The sequence below is a fragment of the Pseudomonas sp. FGI182 genome (assembly GCF_000511325.1).
Classification (GTDB): Bacteria; Pseudomonadota; Gammaproteobacteria; order Pseudomonadales; family Pseudomonadaceae; genus Aquipseudomonas; species Aquipseudomonas putida_Z.
On record NZ_CP007012.1, the window covers coordinates 1,756,159 to 1,773,436 of the forward strand.

The 17,278-nt window shown below is 64.8% G+C and carries 14 protein-coding genes, 1 tRNA gene and 1 pseudogene; 9 read left to right on the forward strand and 7 right to left on the reverse strand.

Going from position 1 to position 17,278, the window contains the following annotated elements; genetic code table 11:
• The first annotated feature begins 30 nt into the window (after positions 1 to 30).
• The 4 genes and pseudogenes from C163_RS07885 to mqo all read left to right on the forward strand — a co-directional run bounded on the left by C163_RS07885 (position 31) and on the right by mqo (position 5,490).
• On the forward strand, positions 31 to 1,794 hold the full coding sequence (locus C163_RS07885; protein WP_025338309.1) for an ABC transporter transmembrane domain-containing protein: 1,764 nt from the start codon (positions 31 to 33) through the stop codon (positions 1,792 to 1,794).
• Between the two features lie 764 nt (positions 1,795 to 2,558).
• Positions 2,559 to 2,669: pseudogene (locus tag C163_RS27660) on the forward strand (hypothetical protein); the annotation flags it as partial.
• A 228-nt stretch (positions 2,670 to 2,897) separates the two neighbouring features.
• Positions 2,898 to 3,602: a methyl-accepting chemotaxis protein gene (locus tag C163_RS27665; protein ID WP_371257960.1), complete on the forward strand. Its 705-nt coding sequence runs from the start codon at positions 2,898 to 2,900 to the stop codon at positions 3,600 to 3,602.
• A gap of 313 nt (positions 3,603 to 3,915) precedes the next feature.
• Entirely contained in the window at positions 3,916 to 5,490 is a 1,575-nt protein-coding gene (mqo, locus tag C163_RS07895; protein ID WP_025338311.1) for a malate dehydrogenase (quinone), read from the forward strand.
• A gap of 190 nt (positions 5,491 to 5,680) precedes the next feature.
• Here mqo and C163_RS07900 read toward each other — a convergent pair.
• Together C163_RS07900 and C163_RS07905 are read right to left on the reverse strand one after the other, a co-directional pair.
• Positions 5,681 to 5,757: transfer RNA gene (locus tag C163_RS07900), tRNA-Pro, on the reverse strand.
• An 80-nt stretch (positions 5,758 to 5,837) separates the two neighbouring features.
• Positions 5,838 to 6,059: a YgdI/YgdR family lipoprotein gene (locus C163_RS07905; protein WP_025338312.1), complete on the reverse strand. Its 222-nt coding sequence runs from the start codon at positions 6,057 to 6,059 to the stop codon at positions 5,838 to 5,840.
• A 188-nt stretch (positions 6,060 to 6,247) separates the two neighbouring features.
• Here C163_RS07905 and moaB point away from each other — a divergent pair, with 188 nt between their 5' ends.
• On the forward strand, positions 6,248 to 6,787 hold the full coding sequence (gene moaB / locus C163_RS07910; RefSeq protein ID WP_025338313.1) for a molybdenum cofactor biosynthesis protein B: 540 nt from the start codon (positions 6,248 to 6,250) through the stop codon (positions 6,785 to 6,787).
• Positions 6,788 to 6,809: 22 nt separating this feature from the next.
• Positions 6,810 to 7,997 carry a gephyrin-like molybdotransferase Glp gene (gene glp, locus C163_RS07915; RefSeq protein ID WP_049866790.1) on the forward strand — a complete coding sequence of 396 codons (1,188 nt, stop codon included), beginning with the start codon at positions 6,810 to 6,812 and terminating at the stop codon, positions 7,995 to 7,997.
• On the opposite strand, the gene C163_RS07920 is transcribed toward glp, so the two are convergent.
• Positions 7,986 to 9,233, reverse strand: a complete 1,248-nt coding sequence (locus tag C163_RS07920) for a glycosyltransferase family 4 protein (RefSeq protein WP_025338315.1) — start codon at positions 9,231 to 9,233, stop codon at positions 7,986 to 7,988. The genes glp and C163_RS07920 overlap by 12 nt on opposite strands.
• 403 nt (positions 9,234 to 9,636) lie before the next feature.
• On the opposite strand from C163_RS07920, the gene yegS reads away from it, so the two are divergent.
• On the forward strand, positions 9,637 to 10,524 hold the full coding sequence (yegS, locus tag C163_RS07925; protein ID WP_025338316.1) for a lipid kinase YegS: 888 nt from the start codon (positions 9,637 to 9,639) through the stop codon (positions 10,522 to 10,524).
• On the opposite strand, the gene C163_RS07930 is transcribed toward yegS, so the two are convergent.
• The 3 genes from C163_RS07930 to C163_RS07940 all read right to left on the reverse strand — a co-directional run bounded on the left by C163_RS07930 (position 10,508) and on the right by C163_RS07940 (position 12,938).
• Positions 10,508 to 11,167: a response regulator transcription factor gene (locus C163_RS07930; RefSeq protein WP_025338317.1), complete on the reverse strand. Its 660-nt coding sequence runs from the start codon at positions 11,165 to 11,167 to the stop codon at positions 10,508 to 10,510. The genes yegS and C163_RS07930 overlap by 17 nt on opposite strands.
• Complete coding sequence (locus tag C163_RS07935) at positions 11,157 to 12,053, reverse strand: sensor histidine kinase (RefSeq protein ID WP_025338318.1); 897 nt, start codon at positions 12,051 to 12,053, stop codon at positions 11,157 to 11,159. The genes C163_RS07930 and C163_RS07935 overlap by 11 nt, the downstream gene beginning before the upstream one ends.
• Positions 12,054 to 12,428: 375 nt before the next feature.
• The gene (locus C163_RS07940) at positions 12,429 to 12,938 is read right to left on the reverse strand and encodes a hypothetical protein (RefSeq protein ID WP_025338319.1); all 510 of its coding nucleotides are present in this window, start codon (positions 12,936 to 12,938) and stop codon (positions 12,429 to 12,431) included.
• A 350-nt stretch (positions 12,939 to 13,288) separates the two neighbouring features.
• On the opposite strand from C163_RS07940, the gene C163_RS07945 reads away from it, so the two are divergent.
• Together C163_RS07945 and C163_RS07950 are read left to right on the forward strand one after the other, a co-directional pair.
• Complete coding sequence (locus C163_RS07945; protein ID WP_015269524.1) at positions 13,289 to 14,224, forward strand: chemotaxis protein CheV; 936 nt, start codon at positions 13,289 to 13,291, stop codon at positions 14,222 to 14,224.
• 56 nt (positions 14,225 to 14,280) lie between these two features.
• Positions 14,281 to 15,084: an MOSC domain-containing protein gene (locus C163_RS07950; protein WP_025338320.1), complete on the forward strand. Its 804-nt coding sequence runs from the start codon at positions 14,281 to 14,283 to the stop codon at positions 15,082 to 15,084.
• A 129-nt stretch (positions 15,085 to 15,213) separates the two neighbouring features.
• Here C163_RS07950 and C163_RS07955 read toward each other — a convergent pair whose 3' ends face one another.
• Positions 15,214 to 17,139, reverse strand: coding sequence for a transglycosylase SLT domain-containing protein (locus C163_RS07955; RefSeq protein ID WP_025338321.1), 1,926 nt, complete (start codon positions 17,137 to 17,139; stop codon positions 15,214 to 15,216).
• Between the last annotated feature and the right edge of the window lie 139 nt (positions 17,140 to 17,278).

The following is a 17,278-nucleotide window of genomic DNA, read 5'->3' on the forward strand; positions in this document are numbered from 1 at the left end:
TGCGGTTTCCCCGCCAATGTGGTCAGCGCCATGCCCGAATCGGTTTCCCCGCGTCAACGCCGCGCCTTGCGCCTGGGTTGGCAGTTTGTCCGTCCGTACCGTCGCCAGGTGCTGCTGGCCTTGCTGGCCCTGGTAGTCACCGCCGCCATCACCCTGTCCATGGGGCAGGGCATCCGCCTGCTGGTGGACCAGGGCTTCATGACCCGCTCCGTGCATCAGCTCAACCAGACCATCGGCCTGTTCCTGCTGCTGGTGGTGGCCCTGGCGGTGGGTACCTTCAGCCGCTTCTACCTGGTGTCGTGGATCGGCGAGCGCTGCGTGGCCGATATCCGTCGGGCCGTGTTCGACCACCTGATCGGCCTGCATCCCGGGTTTTTCGAAGACAACCGCAGCTCCGAGATCCAGTCGCGGCTGACCGCCGACACCACCTTGCTGCAATCGGTAATCGGCTCTTCGCTGTCGATGTTCCTGCGCAACGCGCTGATGGTCATCGGTGGCGTGGTGTTGCTGTTCATCACCAACCCCAAGCTCACCAGTATCGTGGTGGTGGCCCTGCCGCTGGTGCTGGCGCCGATCCTGCTGTTCGGCCGCCGGGTACGCAGCCTGTCGCGGCAGAGCCAGGACCGGGTGGCCGATGTGGGCAGCTATGTGGCCGAGACCCTCGGGCAGATCAAGACCGTGCAGGCCTACAACCACCAGGCGCATGACCGCGAGCTGTTCGCCGGCACGGTGGAAGCGGCGTTTGCCGTGGCCCGGCAGAGGATTGCCCAGCGCGCCTGGCTTATCACCCTGGTGATCGTGCTGGTTCTGGGAGCGGTGGGGGTGATGTTGTGGGTTGGCGGCATGGACGTGATCGCCGGGCGCATTTCCGCGGGCGAACTGGCCGCCTTCGTGTTCTACAGCCTGATCGTCGGCAGTGCGTTCGGCACCCTCAGCGAGGTGATCGGCGAGTTGCAGAGGGCGGCGGGCGCCGCCGAGCGCATTGCCGAACTGTTGGCGGCGCGCAGTGCGATCCTGCCGCCCGCCATGGCGCAGGTGCTGCCACAGCAGCGGGCCAGTGGGCATATCGAACTGCAGCAGTTGGTGTTCGCCTACCCATCACGGCCCTCGGTGGCGGCTGTCGATGGCCTGAGCCTGACCATCGAGCCGGGGCAGACCGTGGCGCTGGTGGGCCCGTCGGGGGCGGGCAAGTCGACCTTGTTCGATTTGTTGCTGCGCTTCTACGACCCCCAGCAGGGGCGCATCCTGCTTGATGGCCGGGCGATCACCGAACTCGACCCCGATCACCTGCGCCAGCAGTTCGCCCTGGTGGCACAGAACCCCTCGCTGTTTCGCGGCACGGTCGAGGCCAACATCCGCTATGGCCGGCCCGAGGCGACCCTGGCCGAGGTCGAGGCAGCCGCCCGGGGTGCCCATGCCGACGCATTCATCCGGCAATTGCCGCAGGGCTACCAGACACCGCTGGGCGAGGGCGGCATTGGCCTGTCCGGCGGGCAGCGGCAGCGCCTGGCCATCGCCCGTGCGTTGCTGGTCGATGCGCCGATCCTGTTGCTGGACGAAGCCACCAGCGCACTTGACGCGCAAAGCGAATTCCTGATCCAGCAGGCGCTGCCCAGCCTGATGGCCGGGCGCACCACCCTGGTGATCGCCCATCGCCTGGCTACTGTCCAGCATGCCGACCGTATCGCGGTTATCGACAAGGGCAGGCTGGTGGCGGTGGGGACGCATCGCCAGCTGATCGAAGAGAGCCCGCTGTATGCCCGGCTGGCGGCCTTGCAGTTCACCACGGGGTAGCTTGTAGTGGCGTTGTAACATTTCTGTAGTATTTGCCTGAGAGTATCTAGCTCAACTGTTGCGTAAGTGCTCGACCTGGCTGCCATTGCTTGATGGCAGCCTTTTTTTGGCCTGCCAGTAACCGGGCTGCGTTGCACCCCATTGCCAACTTGCGCGGCCCCCGGTCTTCCTCCTGCTTTCCGAGATCCAAGATGTTGCGTAAATCCCTCAGAGTGCAAATTCTTTCCCTGCTCGGCGGCAGTCTGGTGGCGATGTTGCTGATCGCCCTGGTGTGCTTCCAGTTCCTCTCCTCCAGCGTGCGCGGCTACGCCGAGCTGGTCGACGGGCCGCTGCGGGCCTCGCAGTTGATCGACGAAGCCAACCTGCAGTTCAAGATCCAGGTGCAGGAATGGAAGAATGTGCTGTTGCGCGGGCGCCAGCCGGCTGACATGGACAAGTACTGGCAGCAGTTCCAGGCTCGCGAGCAGCAGGTGCAGCAACTGCTCGGGCAATTGATCGACAGCAGCGACGCGAGGCTCAAGGCGCCGTTGCAGCAACTGCGTGACAGCCACCGGCAGCTGGGCCAGGCCTATGCGCAGGGTCGCCAGGCATTTATGGCGTCGGGCAGCGACCCGGTAGCCGGCGACCAGGCGGTCAAGGGCGTGGACCGCGCCGTCAGCGAGCAGATGAGCGAACTGGTCGAGCAACTGCGTGCCGAAGCCCGTCAGCACGCCGCCAGCCTGAGTGCCGGCGCCGAGCGCACGGTATGGCTGGGCCTGCTGGTGATGCTGGCCTCGGCCGTGCTGGTGGGGCTGCTCAGCCTGTGGTTGGTCAACCGCAGCCTGATCGAGCCGATCCGCCAGTTGATCGACTATGTCGCGCAGCTGAGCCAGGGCCGCTTTGCCGCCCGGGTAGACAGCCGCCGCGAGGACGAACTGGGGCGCCTGGCGCGGGCCGCCAACACCCTGCGCGATTTCCTCGCCGACACGGTCGGCCGGCTGCAGGACAACGCCCAGGAACTGGAAGGCGCCAGCGGCCAGCTGCGCAGCATCGCCGGCGACATGGCCCGTGGTACCCACGACCAGTTCCAGCGCACCGACCAGGTGGCCACGGCCATGCACGAGATGTCCGCCACCGCCCAGGAAGTCGCCCGCCACGCCGCCGAGGCCGCCCGCGCGGCGGACGACGCCGACCACAGTGCCCAGGCGGGCGAGCAGGTGATGCAGCAGACCATCGACATCATCGGCGCGGTCAACCGCGAAATTGCCGGCACGGCGGCGGTGATTCGCGATCTGGAGCATGACAGCACGCGCATTGGCAAAGTGCTCGAAGTGATCCGTGGCATTGCCGAGCAGACCAACCTGCTGGCGCTCAACGCGGCCATTGAGGCGGCCCGTGCCGGCGAGGCCGGGCGAGGTTTTGCGGTCGTCGCCGATGAAGTGCGCAGCCTGGCCCAGCGCACGGCGGCGTCGATCGCCGAGATCCACCAGATCATCGAAGCGGTGCAGTCTGGGGCGGTGGAGGCGGTCAAGGCCATCGAAAGCGGCCAGCAGCGCAGCGAGGAGGGTGCCGAGCAGGTGCAGCAGGCCGGGCAGATGCTGCAGCGCATCACCCTGGCAGTGGAAGCGATCCGCGACATGAACCGGCAGATCGCCACGGCGGCCGAAGAGCAGACCAGCGTGGCCGAGGACATTTCCTGCAACCTGATCGAAATCACCCGCATCGCCACGGCCAACCAGCAGGCGGTGCAGCATACCGAACAGGCGGGGCAGCGCCTGCATGGGTTGTCGGGGCAGCTGGGTGAAGTCACCTCCCGCCTGAGCGCCTGACGCCCTACCATGCCTGACGCGGTCCCTGTAGGAGCGGCCTTGTGTCGCGATGGGCCGCAAAGCGGCCCCAATGTCTCGGCAACAGTGCGGATATCGCAGGGGGCTGCTTTGCAGCCCATCGCGACACAAGGCCGCTCCTACAAGGGCAGCGCAAGGCGGGGAAATCCGCCATTTCATTGCAGTGCATCCGGCCCCTCTGGCGGATTGTCGCCATGCTCCCCGTCGCCCGCCTCCTGTATTCACTGCTTCAGACCCAGTTGGCACGTTCCCTGCTCAAGGCGGCGCGCGTGTACACAACAACTGGATAACATCAATGAAGAAATTCCTGCTGACGTTCCTCTGCCTGGGCGTCATCGGCTGCTCCAAACCCGCGGAGCCGGAAAAGACCGTCGATGTGCTGCTGATCGGCGGTGGCATCATGAGTGCCAGCCTGGGCACCTACCTCACCGAGCTGGAGCCTTCCTGGAAGGTCGACGTCTACGAACGCCTGGACCAGGTGGCCGAAGAAAGCTCCAACGCCTGGAACAACGCCGGTACCGGTCACTCCGCGTTCTGCGAGCTGAATTACACCAGCGTCGGTAAAGACGGCAGCATCGACATCAGCAAGGCCGTTGGGGTCAACGAGCAGTTCGAGGTGTCCAAGCAGTTCTGGGCCTACCAGGTCGAGCAGGGCGTGTTGAGCAACCCGAAGTCGTTCATCAACAACGTGCCGCACATGAGCTTTGTCTGGGGTGACGACAACGTCGCCTTCCTGCACAAGCGCGTCGACGCCCTGCAGCACAGCTCGCTGTTCCGCGGCATGGAAATCTCCGAAGACCACGAGCAGATCCGCAAGTGGGCACCGCTGGTGATGGAAGGCCGTGACCCGGAGCAGAAAATCGCCGCCACGCGCATGGCCATCGGCACCGACGTGAACTTTGGCGAAATCACCCGCCAGTTGTTCGCGGCGATGACTCGCAACCCCAATGTGTCGCTGAACCTGCGTCATGAAGTGCGCGACATCGTGCGCAACGACGACGGCACCTGGCATGTGCGGGTGGCCGACCTGGCCAATGGCGGCGAGGAAAAGGCCGTCAACGCCCGCTTCGTGTTCATCGGTGCCGGTGGTGGCGCGCTGAAGCTGCTGCAGAAGTCGGGCATCCCTGAAGCCGAAGGCTATGCCGGCTTCCCGGTCGGTGGCCAGTTCCTGATGACCGACAACCCCGACCTGGTCGCCCGCCACCAGGCCAAGCTGTACGGCAAGGCCTCGGTCGGCGCGCCGCCGATGTCGGTACCGCACCTGGACACGCGGATGATCGATGGCAAGCAGGTGCTGCTGTTCGGCCCGTTCGCCACCTTCTCCACCAAGTACCTCAAGCACGGCTCGCTGCTGGACATGTTCGCCTCGCTGAACAGCCACAACGTGCTGCCGATGGTCAATGCCGGTATCGACAACATCGACCTCAGCACCTACCTGATGGGGCAGTTGATGCTCAGTTTCGATGACCGCATGAACGCGCTGCGCGAGTACTTCCCCAACGCCAAGAACGAAGACTGGAAGCTGCTGCAGGCCGGCCAGCGGGTGCAGGTGATCAAGAAGGACCCGGTACTGGGCGGTGTGCTGCAGTTCGGTACTGAAGTGGTGGCGGCTCAGGACGGCAGCATCGCTGCATTGCTGGGGGCATCGCCGGGTGCCTCGACCGCGGCGCCGATCATGCTGACCGTGCTGGAAAAGACCTTCAAGGACCGTATCCAGTCGCCAGCCTGGCAGGCCAGGCTCAAGGAAATCGTGCCAAGCTATGGGCAGAAGCTGAACAACAACCTGGCGCTGACCAACCAGACCCGGGCCTGGAGCAGTGAGCGCCTGCAGTTGCTGTATGTGCCGGTGGAGGCCGAGCAAGCGTTATGACCGGTTGATGCAGCCCTTTGCAGGAGCGGCCTTGTGTCGCGAGAGGGCTGCGAAGCAGCCCCGGCGATATGTGCAGCGATGCCGGGATCTGGGGCCGCTTTGCGGCCCATCGCGACACAAGGCCGCTCCTACAGGGACTTTTCAATGCACAACAAAAAGCCCGCACTAGGCGGGCTTTTTGACGAGGATTTGGTCGGAGAGACAGGATTCGAACCTGCGGCCTTCTCGTCCCGAACGAGACGCGCTACCTGGCTGCGCTACACTCCGATGAAGGAAATCCTACTGCATACTTTTTTTGCACGCAAGCCCTTGTTGTTAAAAGGGCCTTTGCAAAAAACAGGCTGCGATCAGAGCTCTTTGACGGTGCGGATCTGGTCCTTGTTCAGGCGTGTGCGCTTGCCGTCCAGCTGCTCGAATTCGTAGAAACCGGAGTCTTCATCGAACTTCGGTGTGTCGGTGGCCTGGATTTCGCGACCGTCGTTCAGGGTAATGACGGTTGGCGATGCGCAGCCAGCGAGGGCGCCCAGGCCCAAGGCGAGCAGGAAGGCGGGTAGGGTCCGTTGAATCATCGTGTTTCTCCAGTGCGATGGTGCTAGATGACATTAAGACGCAGGGCGTCCACGCAAGTTCCGTCTACAGTGCAGCATAGCGGCAAACCCGGGGCATTGATCGAGGGCAAGGGCCACGGGCGTCACGCTGTGATGGGGGCGTGCTGTGTTATAACTGCGGCCATCCCATCTTCTTGTGACGGACCCCCATGAAAGCCAAGGCAGATACCCCCTTCGTGCCGCTGAACATCGCGGTGCTCACGGTCAGCGACACCCGTACTTTCGACACCGATACCTCCGGCCAGCTGTTCGTCGACCGGCTAAGCGCGGCTGGCCATCGCCTGGCCGAGCGCGTGCTGCTGAAAGACGACTTGTACAAGATTCGCGCCCAGGTCGCCACCTGGATTGCCGATGACAGCGTGCAGGTGGTGCTGATCACCGGCGGCACCGGCTTTACCGGCCGCGACAGCACGCCCGAGGCCGTGGCCTGCCTGCTGGACAAGCAGGTAGAAGGCTTTGGTGAGCTGTTCCGGCAGATTTCCGTGGCCGACATCGGTACCTCCACCGTGCAGTCGCGCGCCCTGGCTGGGCTGGCCAACGGTACCCTGGTGTGCTGCCTGCCGGGTTCGACCAACGCGGTGCGCACCGGTTGGGACGGTATCCTCGCCGAGCAACTGGATGCCCGCCATCGCCCGTGCAACTTCGTGCCGCACCTGAAGCAGGCAGCGGCCTGCGACAGCCGTGGCTGAGGTCCGCCAGGCCCGGCCGCTGATGCCGGTAGAACAGGCCCTGGAGCAGCTGCTGGCTTTGGCCGAGGCGGCACCGATCCGCGACACCGAGAACCTGCCGCTGGCCGAGGCCGAGGGCCGTGTGCTGGCCACCGACCTGGTGGCCTCGCTCGACCTGCCGCCTTGGCCGAACAGTGCCATGGACGGTTACGCCCTGCGCATGGCCGACTGGCAGGGCGAACCACTGCCGGTCAGCCAGCGGATTTTCGCCGGCCATGCGCCGCAGCCGCTGCAACCGGGCACCTGTGCGCGCATCTTCACCGGGGCACCGCTGCCCGAAGGTGCCGACTGCGTCGAGATGCAGGAAAACACCGAAGTGGCGGAGGATGGCCGGGTACGCTTTCTCGAAGCGTTGAATACCGGGCAGAACATTCGTCCCCAGGGCCAGGAAACCCGCAAGGGCGAACAGGTGATGAGCGCCGGCACCCGGCTGGGGCCGATCGAGCTGGGCCTGGCCGCGACCCTGGGCCATGGCCGGCTGGACGTGGTGCGAAAGGTGCGGGTGGCGGTGTTGTCCACCGGTGACGAACTGGTCGAACCCGGCCTGCCGCTGGGGCCGGGGCAGATCTACAACAGTAATCGCCGGCTGCTGGTCAGCTGGCTGCAGAGGCTGGGCTGCGACGTGGTCGATGCGGGCATCCTGCCGGATGACCTGGCGCGCACCCGTAGCTGCCTGGCCGAGCTGGGCGATGTCGACCTGATCCTGTCCACCGGCGGTGTCTCGGTGGGGGAGGCCGACTACCTCGGCGCCGCCCTGCGCGAAGCTGGCGAACTGGCCTTGTGGAAGCTGGCGATCAAACCGGGCAAGCCGCTGACCTTCGGCCACTTCCAGGGCGTGCCGGTAATCGGCCTGCCGGGTAACCCGGCCTCGACCCTGGTCACCTTCGGCCTGCTGACCCGGCCCTACCTGTTGCGGCGTCAGGGCGTGGCCGATGTCACGCCGTTGCGCTTCGACATGCCGGCCGGCTTTGACTGGCCCAAGCCCGGCACGCGCCGCGAGTACCTGCGCGCCCGCATCGAACAGGGCCGGGTGCGCATCTACAAGAACCAGAGCTCTGGCGTGCTGCGCAGTGCGGCCTGGGCCGAGGGGTTGGTGGAGGTACGCGAAGGCAGTACGCCGAAGCAGGGTGACAGCGTGCCGTTCATCCCCTTCAGCGAGCTACTTGGCTGAGCGGCCCAGCCAGGCACTGGCCAGCGGCGCGGCCTCGGCCGGAGCCGCCAGTGCCAGGCGCATGTGCACGTTCTCCAGTTGCTGGGCGGCCACGCTCCAGTCGTGGCGCTGGCGGGCGAACTGGCGCCCGGCGTCGCTCAACTGGCTCATGCGCCAGGGCTGGTTGAGCAACTGGGTGATCAGCAGGGCCAACTGGTCGCCATCCTCACTGCCCAGGTAGTGCTCACCATTGTTCGCGGCCAGGCCTGAAACGCCTTTGCCGGTGGTGATCACCGGCAAGCCGGCGGCCATCGCTTCGAGGATTTTCACCTTGGAGCCACCGGCATAGCGCAGCGGTGCGAAGAACAATGCCGAACGCCGTTGCAGTTCACGCAGGTCGGGGCGGTAGCCGAACCATTCGATGCGCGGGTCGTTCCAGTGCAGTTTCCAGCTGGCCGGCATGGCATGCCCGGCAATCGCCAGGCGCACCGCCGGGTTGCTCATCCAGACCTGCGGCATGATGTCTTCCAGCGCCCATTCGATGGCCTCCAGGTTGGCGCCATACTCGAAGTTGCCAACGAACAGCAGGCGCTGGCTGTGCAGCGCGGGTTGCACGTGCTGGTAGAAATCACAGTCCACGCCATTGACCACCACGTTCACCGGGCGCCCGCTGATCTGCGCGATCAATTCGGCATCGTGGGCGCTGACTGCCACCAGTTCGGTGGGTTGGCGCAATACCCGCTGTTCCCAGCGTCGATAGCGCCAGCGGTCGAAGGCGTTGAGCGGGCGCAGCCATAGCGGCAGGCGATCGTGGCTGGCGCCGCCCATCACCGACTCCAGGGTGTGCTCGCTGAGCATGTACGGCAGTCCGCGTGCCTGCAGGGCCTTTTCGAAGGGCTGGAAACTGTAGCTGTGCTCGATCTGGATCACGTCCCAGGGCTCGTCCAGCAAATGCTCGAAGCGGTGCCGCAGGCAAGGGGCCAGGCCATTGATGATTGCCCGCATGGGGTAGGCGAGGATCGGTGAGGCCAGCAGGTTCAGCGGGCTGTGCAGGGGCCGGCGGGGTAGCACGATCAGGCGTTCGAGCAATGGTTCCAGGGCTTCGCGGGCAGCATCGCCGAGCGGGATCTTCGATTGCACCAGCAGGGTAATCCGGTGGCCCCGCTGTGCCAGTGCGCGTATCAGGTGGTATTGCCGGGTCTTGCTGCCGCTGGTGGTTGGCCAGGGCAGGTACGGCAGTGTCCAGAGAATGCGCATGACCCGAAATCCTCGCTAAAGGCTGCGGATAGCAAGACGCGCCCGTGGGCAGCAGTGGTAGAACACTGCCGGGGGCGCGTCCGTGGCAATAAAGTGTATTTGCTGAGCATAGCCGTGCATTGCCAGGCGTGTGGGAAAAGACCGGCCAACGCTTGTCGGTTGACGTTCGGCCCACGCGGTCAATTTTTGTAGGAGCGGCCTTGTGTCGCGATAGGGCCGCAGAGCGGCCCCGGCAATCTCCGCAGCGAAGCTAAAAATGTGGGGCCGCTTCGCGCCCCTATCGCGACACAAGGCCGCTCCTACAAAACTGATCGCGTTGGCCTGCTATTTTTTCGGGCGCATGCAACGATCCGCGACTGCAAAGGGTCGAGATCTGGGTTGATCACTTCACGGAGGCGCGCACATGCAAGGGCGCAAGGCAATGCTGATCCTGCACGGCAAGCAGGCCATGAACGAAGACGTGCGCAGCGCCGTGCATGGCCTGCGCGACAGCGGCTGGGTACTGGATGTGCGGGTCACCTGGGAGGCCGGCGACGCGCAGCGCCTGGTCACCGAGGCGCTGGCCGCCGGCTACGGCCATATCGTCGCCGGAGGCGGCGATGGCACGCTGCGTGATGTCGCCGAGGCCATGGGGCAGGCAGGTACCGAGGCCACCCTGGCGTTGTTGCCGCTGGGCACGGCCAATGATTTTGCCAAGGCCGCCGGCATACCCCTGGAGCCTGCCACGGCCCTGGCATTGCTGAACATACCCGCACGGCCAATAGACCTGGGCCAGGCCGGCGACCAGTTGTTCCTCAACATGGCCACGGGCGGTTTTGGCAGCCAGGTCACGGCCAACACCTCCGAAGACCTGAAGAAAGTGCTGGGCGCGGCTGCCTACCTGTTCACTGGGTTGTCACGCTTCAGCGAACTGCAGGCAGCCTCGGTGGAGCTGCAAGGGCCGGGCTTCGACTGGCAGGGTGACCTGCTGGCGCTGGGGATCGGCAATGGCCGCCAGGCCGGGGGTGGGCAAGAGCTGTGCCCCGAGGCCCTGGTGGACGACGGCTTGCTCGATATCGCCATCCTGCCGGCACCACAGGAGATGGTCGGGGCGCTGCGTGAGCTGTTGGCTGGCAACGGGTTGTTAGTCAGGGCCAGGTTGCCCTGGGTCGAGATCAAGTGCTCGCAGGGCCTGGACATCAACCTCGATGGCGAGCCGGTGCAGGCCGACAAGTTGCGCTTCCAGGCCAGGCCCGCTGCACTGCGCCTGCATCTGTCGGAAGGGTCGCCGTTGCTCAGTCGTCCAGGCTGATGATTTTCTCGCGCACGGCGAACAGCACCAGGCCGGCCACATCATGGATCTGCAGGCGTTTCATGATTTGCGAGCGGTGGGTTTCCACGGTCTTGATCGAAAGGCCCAGGCCGGTGGCGATTTCCCGGGTGGACTTGCCACGCACGATCAGGCGCAGGATCTCCAGCTGTCGCGCCGTGAGGTTATGCCGCTCGCCCGCGGGTTGCTTGCCCTGCCTGGCGTGCTGCAGCGCCTGGTTGATGACCGTATGGGCGATGGCTGGGCTGAGGTAGCGCTCGCCGTTGCGCACCGCGGCCAGGGCCTGTTCCAGTTCGGTGGCGCTGGTGTCCTTGAGCAGGTAGCCGTGGGCGCCGCTTTCCAGGGCCCGCATGATCAGGTCCGGGTCGGTGTGCATCGACAGGATCAGCACCTTGCAGGTGTTGCCGCTGGCGCGCAGTTGGGTGAGGGCGTCCAGGCCGCTGGTCGAGCGCATGGAGATGTCCAGCAAGACGATGTCCGGCGCCAGCGTGCGCACCTGTTCGAGCAACTGGCTGCCGTCGTCGGCTTCACCGATCACGTCATAGCCGGGGATGTCGCAGACCAGTGCGCGCACCCCGGCGCGGATCAGCGAGTGGTCGTCTACCAGCAGCAGTCTACAGGTCATGGGTTGCAGTACTCCTGGCGCGTTCCTGGGTGCGCGGTGGCCATGGGAACATTGCCTCGATGCGCGTGCCCAGGCCGAGCTGGCTGGTGATGTCCAGGCTGCCCTGCAAAGCGGTTACCCGCTCCTGCATGCCGGCCAAGCCCCGCTGGCCTGCTTCGGCCGGTTGCCTGGCTGGCACGAAGCCGCGGCCATCGTCGTGGATCGATAACGCCAACCCCTCGGGGGTGCGCTGCAGGCGGACGACCAGGTTGCGTGCCTGGGCGTGGCGCAGCATGTTGGTCACGGCTTCCTGGGTAATGCGGAACACCGCCATGGCCACGGCCTCGTCGATGCCGCCCAGGCGCTGGTTGCACGCCAGGCTCCAGTGCACGCCGCTGTTGCCCAGGGTGCGCACCAGGTGCGCGCGCAGGCTGGCCTCCAGGCCCAGGCTGGCCAGCTGCCGTGGGTTGAGCAGGGCGGAGACATCGCGCACGTTGCCCAGGGTGTCATCCAGCGTGCTGCGCAGGGCGTCGCAGTGGCCTTGCAGGTCATCGGGCATGCGCTTCTGCAGCCACTGCAGTTGCAGCTTGGCGGCGGTGAGCAGCTGGCCGATGTCATCGTGCAATTCCCGGCTCAGGTGCTGGCGCTCGTCTTCCTGGACCTTGAGCATGCGCCCGGCCAGTTCCGCCGGGCGAAGGCTGATCGACCTGGCGCCCAGGGCCAGGTGCACGGCAGCGCCCAGCGTGGCGGCCAGCTGCAGCAGCAGCAGGCTGGCCGGGATCGCCTGGTCGGTCAGGTACAGCGACAGGGTGGCAACCAGCGAGGCCACGCACAGCCCGACCGTCGCCCAGCGCAGCAGGGTAGTGCGGAAGCAGCACCGCAAAGAAGTCTTCAAGCGTGGAAACATAGGTAGGGAAGCCACTGAAGTATTGCTGATGGAGGCCTTGCACAATCCATGTCAGAGGCTTTGGAGCAGTACTTTATATTTTCTTTCGAACACGTGATCTTGCGGCCTTGCTGCAGGTCGCAAGCGTTTGTGGGGCCGCATATTACCACTTCGCAGTGCATTGGTCGCGATCGGGTAACGCTATGAAACGCCTGCGGGGCGGGCGCTGGAGGGTAGCAAAGTGCCACTTGGCTTGATCGCACAACAGGCACTTGCCATTGAACTTGCGCGCTGTTGATTCAACTTGGCCCCCGGCAACCTGGAAAACTTCGAGAACTTTCCAAGTTCGACCTGGGTGGGCCTGAATAAACGTGCCCGGCTGCATTTCAAGCCAGTTCAATATGTGGCAGATGAGCGGCCGGAGTGCGTGCTGCCTGCCGTCTCGGTATGCGGGTGGATGCACACGCTGCCTTGCTCGTCGCAGGAGGTGCAGGGTTGTGCAAACGTTTGCTGCACGGCCTTGGCCAGTTCACCCAGCAGTACCAGCTGCTCGCCGATGTCCAGGTTGAGCCGCCCGGTGCAAGGGTCGACCAGTTCCAGTTGCCAGGCCAGCAGGGTCAGGCAGGCCCCTACCGCGGGCAGGGCTTCGCGCTGCAGGCGACCGACCTGGCAGGCCGGTGCCAGCAACTGCTGCAGGGCGGTGGTGTAATGGGCGACTTCGCGCAGGCCCAGGTGTGTGGCCTGTCGAGCAAGGTTGTCGAGGGCGTTGTCCAGGCAGTGGCAGGCATCCGGGTCGTTGTCGATCAGCTCCAGATGCTGCAGGCATTCCTGGGCCTGGGTCAGCAGTACCTGGGCATCCAGCAGGAACCCCTGCAGGGCGTTATCGAACGACAAGGCGCTGTCCATCATGATGCCCCCGCGCGTGGGGCGGGCACAGGGGACGGGCACGCCAAAACGATAGCTAGCAAAAGCCTGACTCCATTCATGCAATGAGAATGGCGTCACATTAATGGCTAAAGGATATCGCGAACATCAGGTTGCACCCGATTGTGGCTAAGGGTTTCCCTGATAAGGGCCTCAGGTGGGGAACTTTTACTGTCCCGCTTAATCACCCGTGCTTCCCGCAGTAAAGCATGATGGTAAAGTGATATCAATCGCCTTCACGGCATTTTTCCACAAGGGTCAAGGTGTGCGTGAAGCTGCCGATACAGGGTGGATGATTTCACTTTTTCCGACTCAAGCCTGGGGGCTTTCCAATGGCTGGCATTCTCGACACGGTAGACCAACGCACGCAACTGGTGGGTGAGAACCGCCTGGAAATCCTGATGTTTCGCCTGGCCGGCCGCCAGCTGTTCGCGATCAACGTGTTCAAGGTGCAGGAAGTGCTGCAACTGCCCAAGCTGACCCTGATGCCCCAGCGCCACGCTTTCGTCTGCGGTGTGGTCAACCTGCGCGGCCAGACCCTGCCGGTGATCGACCTGTCCCAGGCGATCGGCATGCGCCCGCTGCAGCCGGGGCCGGACAGCACCATCATCGTCACCGAATACAACCGCTCGGTACAGGCCTTCCTGGTGGGCGGTGTCGACCGCATCGTCAACATGAACTGGGAAGCGATCATGCCGCCGCCATCCAGCGCCGGACGCCAGCATTACCTGACCGCCATCACCAAGGTCGATGACAAGCTGGTGGAAGTGATCGATGTGGAGAAGGTGCTGGCCGAGATCGTGCCGTACAACGCCCGGGTTTCCGGCGACAAGCTCGCCGACCCGGTGCTGGCCCGGGCCCGTGGCCGCGAAGTGCTGCTGGTGGACGACTCCAGCGTGGCCCTGGCGCAATTGCGCGACACCCTGTCCCAGCTGGGTGTGAAGCTGCACGTGGCCAGTGATGGCCTGAAGGCGTTGCGCATGCTCAAGGGCTGGGCCGACGCCGGAGAGGACGTGTGCGAGAAGCTGCTGATGGTGTTCACCGACGCCGAGATGCCGGAAATGGACGGCTACCGGTTGACCACCGAGATCCGTGGCGATGCCCGTTTGCGCCAGCTGTACGTGGTGTTGCACACCTCGCTGTCGGGTAGTTTCAACGAATCCATGGTGAAGAAGGTGGGCTGCGACAACTTCCTGTCCAAGTTCCAGCCCGATCGCCTGGTCGACGTGGTCAAGCAACGCCTGTTGCTGGATGCCGCTACCGCGTGATCCCGGCCCCTGCCGGGTATAAGCTTGGCGTTTTGGCATGACGCGAGGCGGCAGGGATGTTTCTCAGTGAGCTGTATCGGTACCCGGTGAAGTCGGGGCAGGCGCAACGCCTGCAGGCTTCACCGGTGGGATTGCTGGGGTTGCAGGGTGACCGGCGCTGGATGGTGGTGGAGGAAGAAAACGGACGCTTCCTTACCCAGCGCGCCTGGCCTCGGCTAGGCCAGATCAAGGCAAGCGATGATGACAGCGGCCAGTTGCTGCTGGAGGCACCTGGGCAGGCACCGTTGCGGGTGCCTGTGCCGCCTGCCGATGACGCCCTGCGCGGCGTGACCATCTGGCGCGATACCCTGCGCGTGCCGGATGCGGGCGATGCGGCGGCGGCCTGGCTGAGCCAGCTGCTGGGCAAGGCCGTGCGCCTGGTGCATTGCCCGGAGCAGCGCGCGCGTTACCTGCCCAATGGCTATGGCTTCAACAGTGACCGGGCGGCGTTCCCGGACGGTTTCCCGTTGTTGCTGATCGGCCAGGGTTCGCTGGACGAACTCGACCGGCGTATCGGACGGCCCATGGAGATGCTGCGCTTTCGGCCCAACCTGGTGGTGCAGGGGGCTGAACCGTTTGCCGAAGATGGCTGGAAGCGGATTCGTATCGGCAGCCTGGAGTTTCGCGTGCTCAAGCCCAGTGTGCGCTGCATCTTTACCACCATCGACCCGGCTACCGGCGAGCGCAGCGAGGACCGCGAGCCGATGGCCACGCTCAGGACCTTCCGTGATAAGGAGGGGGATGTGCTGTTCGGGCAGAACCTGGCGGTGGATGGCAGTGGGTGGTTGGAGGTAGGGATGCAGGTCGAAATCCTGGAGTAGCTGTGTTGCCTGTTCCGGCCTCTTCGCGGGTAAACCCGCTCCCACAGGTACTGCACCGCATTCAGGACCGGTGAAATATCTGTGGGAGCGGGTTTACCCGCGAAGAGGCCGGCACAGGCTCACTAGCAATCACATGTCATCGAAGTACCGCTCATGCCAATCCACCAGCGGCTGCGGCGAGTTCAGCTTCTGCCCATAGATCACCGAATACGACAGCACGTTCTGCACATACTGGCGCGTTTCGTCGAACGGGATCGATTCCACCCACACATCGAAGCTCAGGTGCTTGGCGCCTTTGAGCCACTGCCGCACGCGCCCGGGCCCGGCGTTGTAGGCTGCCGAAGCGAGTACCCGGTTGCCGTTGAACTGGCTGTGCACCTGGCTCAGGTAGGCCGCACCCAGCTGGATGTTCTTGTCCGGGTTGAGCACCTGCGCCGGGGATGCCAGCGGGATGCTGAACTTGCGCGCGGTTTCCTTGGCCGTGGCCGGCATCAACTGCATCAGGCCGCTGGCACCCACCGGGGAACGGGCATCCTCCATGAACGCGCTTTCCTGGCGGGTAATGGCGAATACCCAGCTTGAATGCAGGCCGCGGACCTTGGCCTCGCGCACCAGGGTGTCGCGGTGGGCCATCGGGAAGCGAATGTCCAGATCGTCCCAGTACTGCGCCTGGCTGATGGTGCGAATGGCCGGGAAGTACCAGCGCAGGTCGTAGCCCAGGCGCGCCTGGGCGACCATTTCGTCGCGGGTGAAGTGGCGGCTGACGTGGTACCACTCGCGGCGGCCTTCGACGATCTGGCCACGGGCGTGGAACTCCAGGGCACGGCGGATGCCCGGGGTGTTGCGTACCTTGTTGACCAGCTGCGGGCTGAGCACCAGCGGCTTGTTGTTCAGCTGGTAAGGGGTCTGTGCCCGGTCGGCGGCGAGGAAACCGTAGAAGTCACGCTCACGCGCCACGGTCTTGTACAACAGCGGGATCTGAGGGTTGTTCGGCTGTGCCAGCTCCAGGCTGCGCGCTTGCCAGTATTTCCAGCGGCTGCTGCTGGCCAGGTCCTGGGGCAGGCGGCGGGTCAGTTCGTAGGCGTCTTCCCAACGCCCCAGGCGCAGCAGCAGGCGCAGGCGCCATTCGCTGACGGTGTTGTCACGCAGTTCGGGGTCGTAGCGGGTCATCAGGTCGAGTGCGCGCGGGTCGTAGCGGCGCGCCAGGGTCAGGCCGATCTCACGGGCGATGGCCACCTTCTCGTCACGGGAAAAGTGCATGCGCTGGGCGTAGTCGTCGAGCAGCGCCATGGCCCGCTCCGGGTCCTGCCGGGCCAGGCGGCGCAGGCCGAGGCTGACCACGTCGGACATGGCTTCGTTGACCGGGGTGAAGCGCGACGGCTGGTTGAGCAGCTCGGGTTTCTGCGCCACATCGACCAGCAGGCGCCCCTGCGGGGCGAGGGTGGTCAGGGTCTTGACCAGGTTGTTGGCCAGGCCGTAGTTGCGCGCCTGGGCCGCCAGCTTGGTGCGTTGCCAGCGCTTGGCCTCGGTCAGCTGGCCCTCGGCCGCCCACATGCCGAACAGCGTGTCGCAGGTGGCCGGCTGCGACTTGCCGACGTTCCACAGTTTGTCGGCCGTGGCAAAACCTTCGGCGCGCAGGCCGTGGCTGAGCTGGTACTGGCCGTTGAGGCAGTCCAGTTCGGTGAAGTTGAGCTTGGGGTCGTAGTACTTGGCGAAGGTGTTCCATTCGCCGCGTTCGGCCAGCCAGCGCAACCAGCGCAGCTTCATCCAGTTGGCCTGGGGCAGGTCGCCATGCTTGGCGAGGAAGCCTTCGATTTCCTGGTTGCTGGCGGTTTTCAGGCGGGCGGTGAGTTCGTCGTAGGCCAGGTAGGGCGTCAGCGGGTAGTCGCTGAGGGCCTGGGCATAGCGCAGGTACGGGCCTTTGTCGCCTTTGGCCAGCGCGCGCTTGGCCTCGTCATAGTACTGGCGTTGCAGGGAAAGGTCGGCGGCCTGCGCCGCGCAGGTGGCGGCGGTGAGCAGCAGGCAGGATGCAATATGTAACAGGCGGCTGCGCATGATACGTCCGGGCAGTTGAACCATGGGGAAGTGACGGCGGAGCCAGCACTGTTGGAAGCTATTGCCTTAGCTTAGCTGTTTGCCGGCGGCGGGTGAAAGCACTGTGCTTGTATCGGGATATTAAGTTCGACCAGATGTC

What these genes read in the sequence shown, in the direction of transcription:
- C163_RS07945 (WP_015269524.1), top strand. Translation starts at nt 13,289, where the DNA reads ATGGCTGGCATTCTCGACACGGTAGACCAACGCACGCAACTGGTGGGT.
- C163_RS07950 (WP_025338320.1), top strand. Translation starts at nt 14,281, where the DNA reads ATGTTTCTCAGTGAGCTGTATCGGTACCCGGTGAAGTCGGGGCAGGCG.
- C163_RS27665 (WP_371257960.1), top strand. Translation starts at nt 2,898, where the DNA reads ATGTCCGCCACCGCCCAGGAAGTCGCCCGCCACGCCGCCGAGGCCGCC.
- C163_RS07930 (WP_025338317.1), bottom strand. Translation starts at nt 11,167, where the DNA reads ATGACCTGTAGACTGCTGCTGGTAGACGACCACTCGCTGATCCGCGCC.
- C163_RS07920 (WP_025338315.1), bottom strand. Translation starts at nt 9,233, where the DNA reads ATGCGCATTCTCTGGACACTGCCGTACCTGCCCTGGCCAACCACCAGC.
- C163_RS07955 (WP_025338321.1), bottom strand. Translation starts at nt 17,139, where the DNA reads ATGCGCAGCCGCCTGTTACATATTGCATCCTGCCTGCTGCTCACCGCC.
- mqo (WP_025338311.1), top strand. Translation starts at nt 3,916, where the DNA reads ATGAAGAAATTCCTGCTGACGTTCCTCTGCCTGGGCGTCATCGGCTGC.
- C163_RS07940 (WP_025338319.1), bottom strand. Translation starts at nt 12,938, where the DNA reads ATGGACAGCGCCTTGTCGTTCGATAACGCCCTGCAGGGGTTCCTGCTG.
- glp (WP_049866790.1), top strand. Translation starts at nt 6,810, where the DNA reads ATGCCGGTAGAACAGGCCCTGGAGCAGCTGCTGGCTTTGGCCGAGGCG.
- C163_RS07905 (WP_025338312.1), bottom strand. Translation starts at nt 6,059, where the DNA reads ATGATTCAACGGACCCTACCCGCCTTCCTGCTCGCCTTGGGCCTGGGC.
- moaB (WP_025338313.1), top strand. Translation starts at nt 6,248, where the DNA reads ATGAAAGCCAAGGCAGATACCCCCTTCGTGCCGCTGAACATCGCGGTG.
- C163_RS07935 (WP_025338318.1), bottom strand. Translation starts at nt 12,053, where the DNA reads ATGTTTCCACGCTTGAAGACTTCTTTGCGGTGCTGCTTCCGCACTACC.
- yegS (WP_025338316.1), top strand. Translation starts at nt 9,637, where the DNA reads ATGCAAGGGCGCAAGGCAATGCTGATCCTGCACGGCAAGCAGGCCATG.
- C163_RS07885 (WP_025338309.1), top strand. Translation starts at nt 31, where the DNA reads ATGCCCGAATCGGTTTCCCCGCGTCAACGCCGCGCCTTGCGCCTGGGT.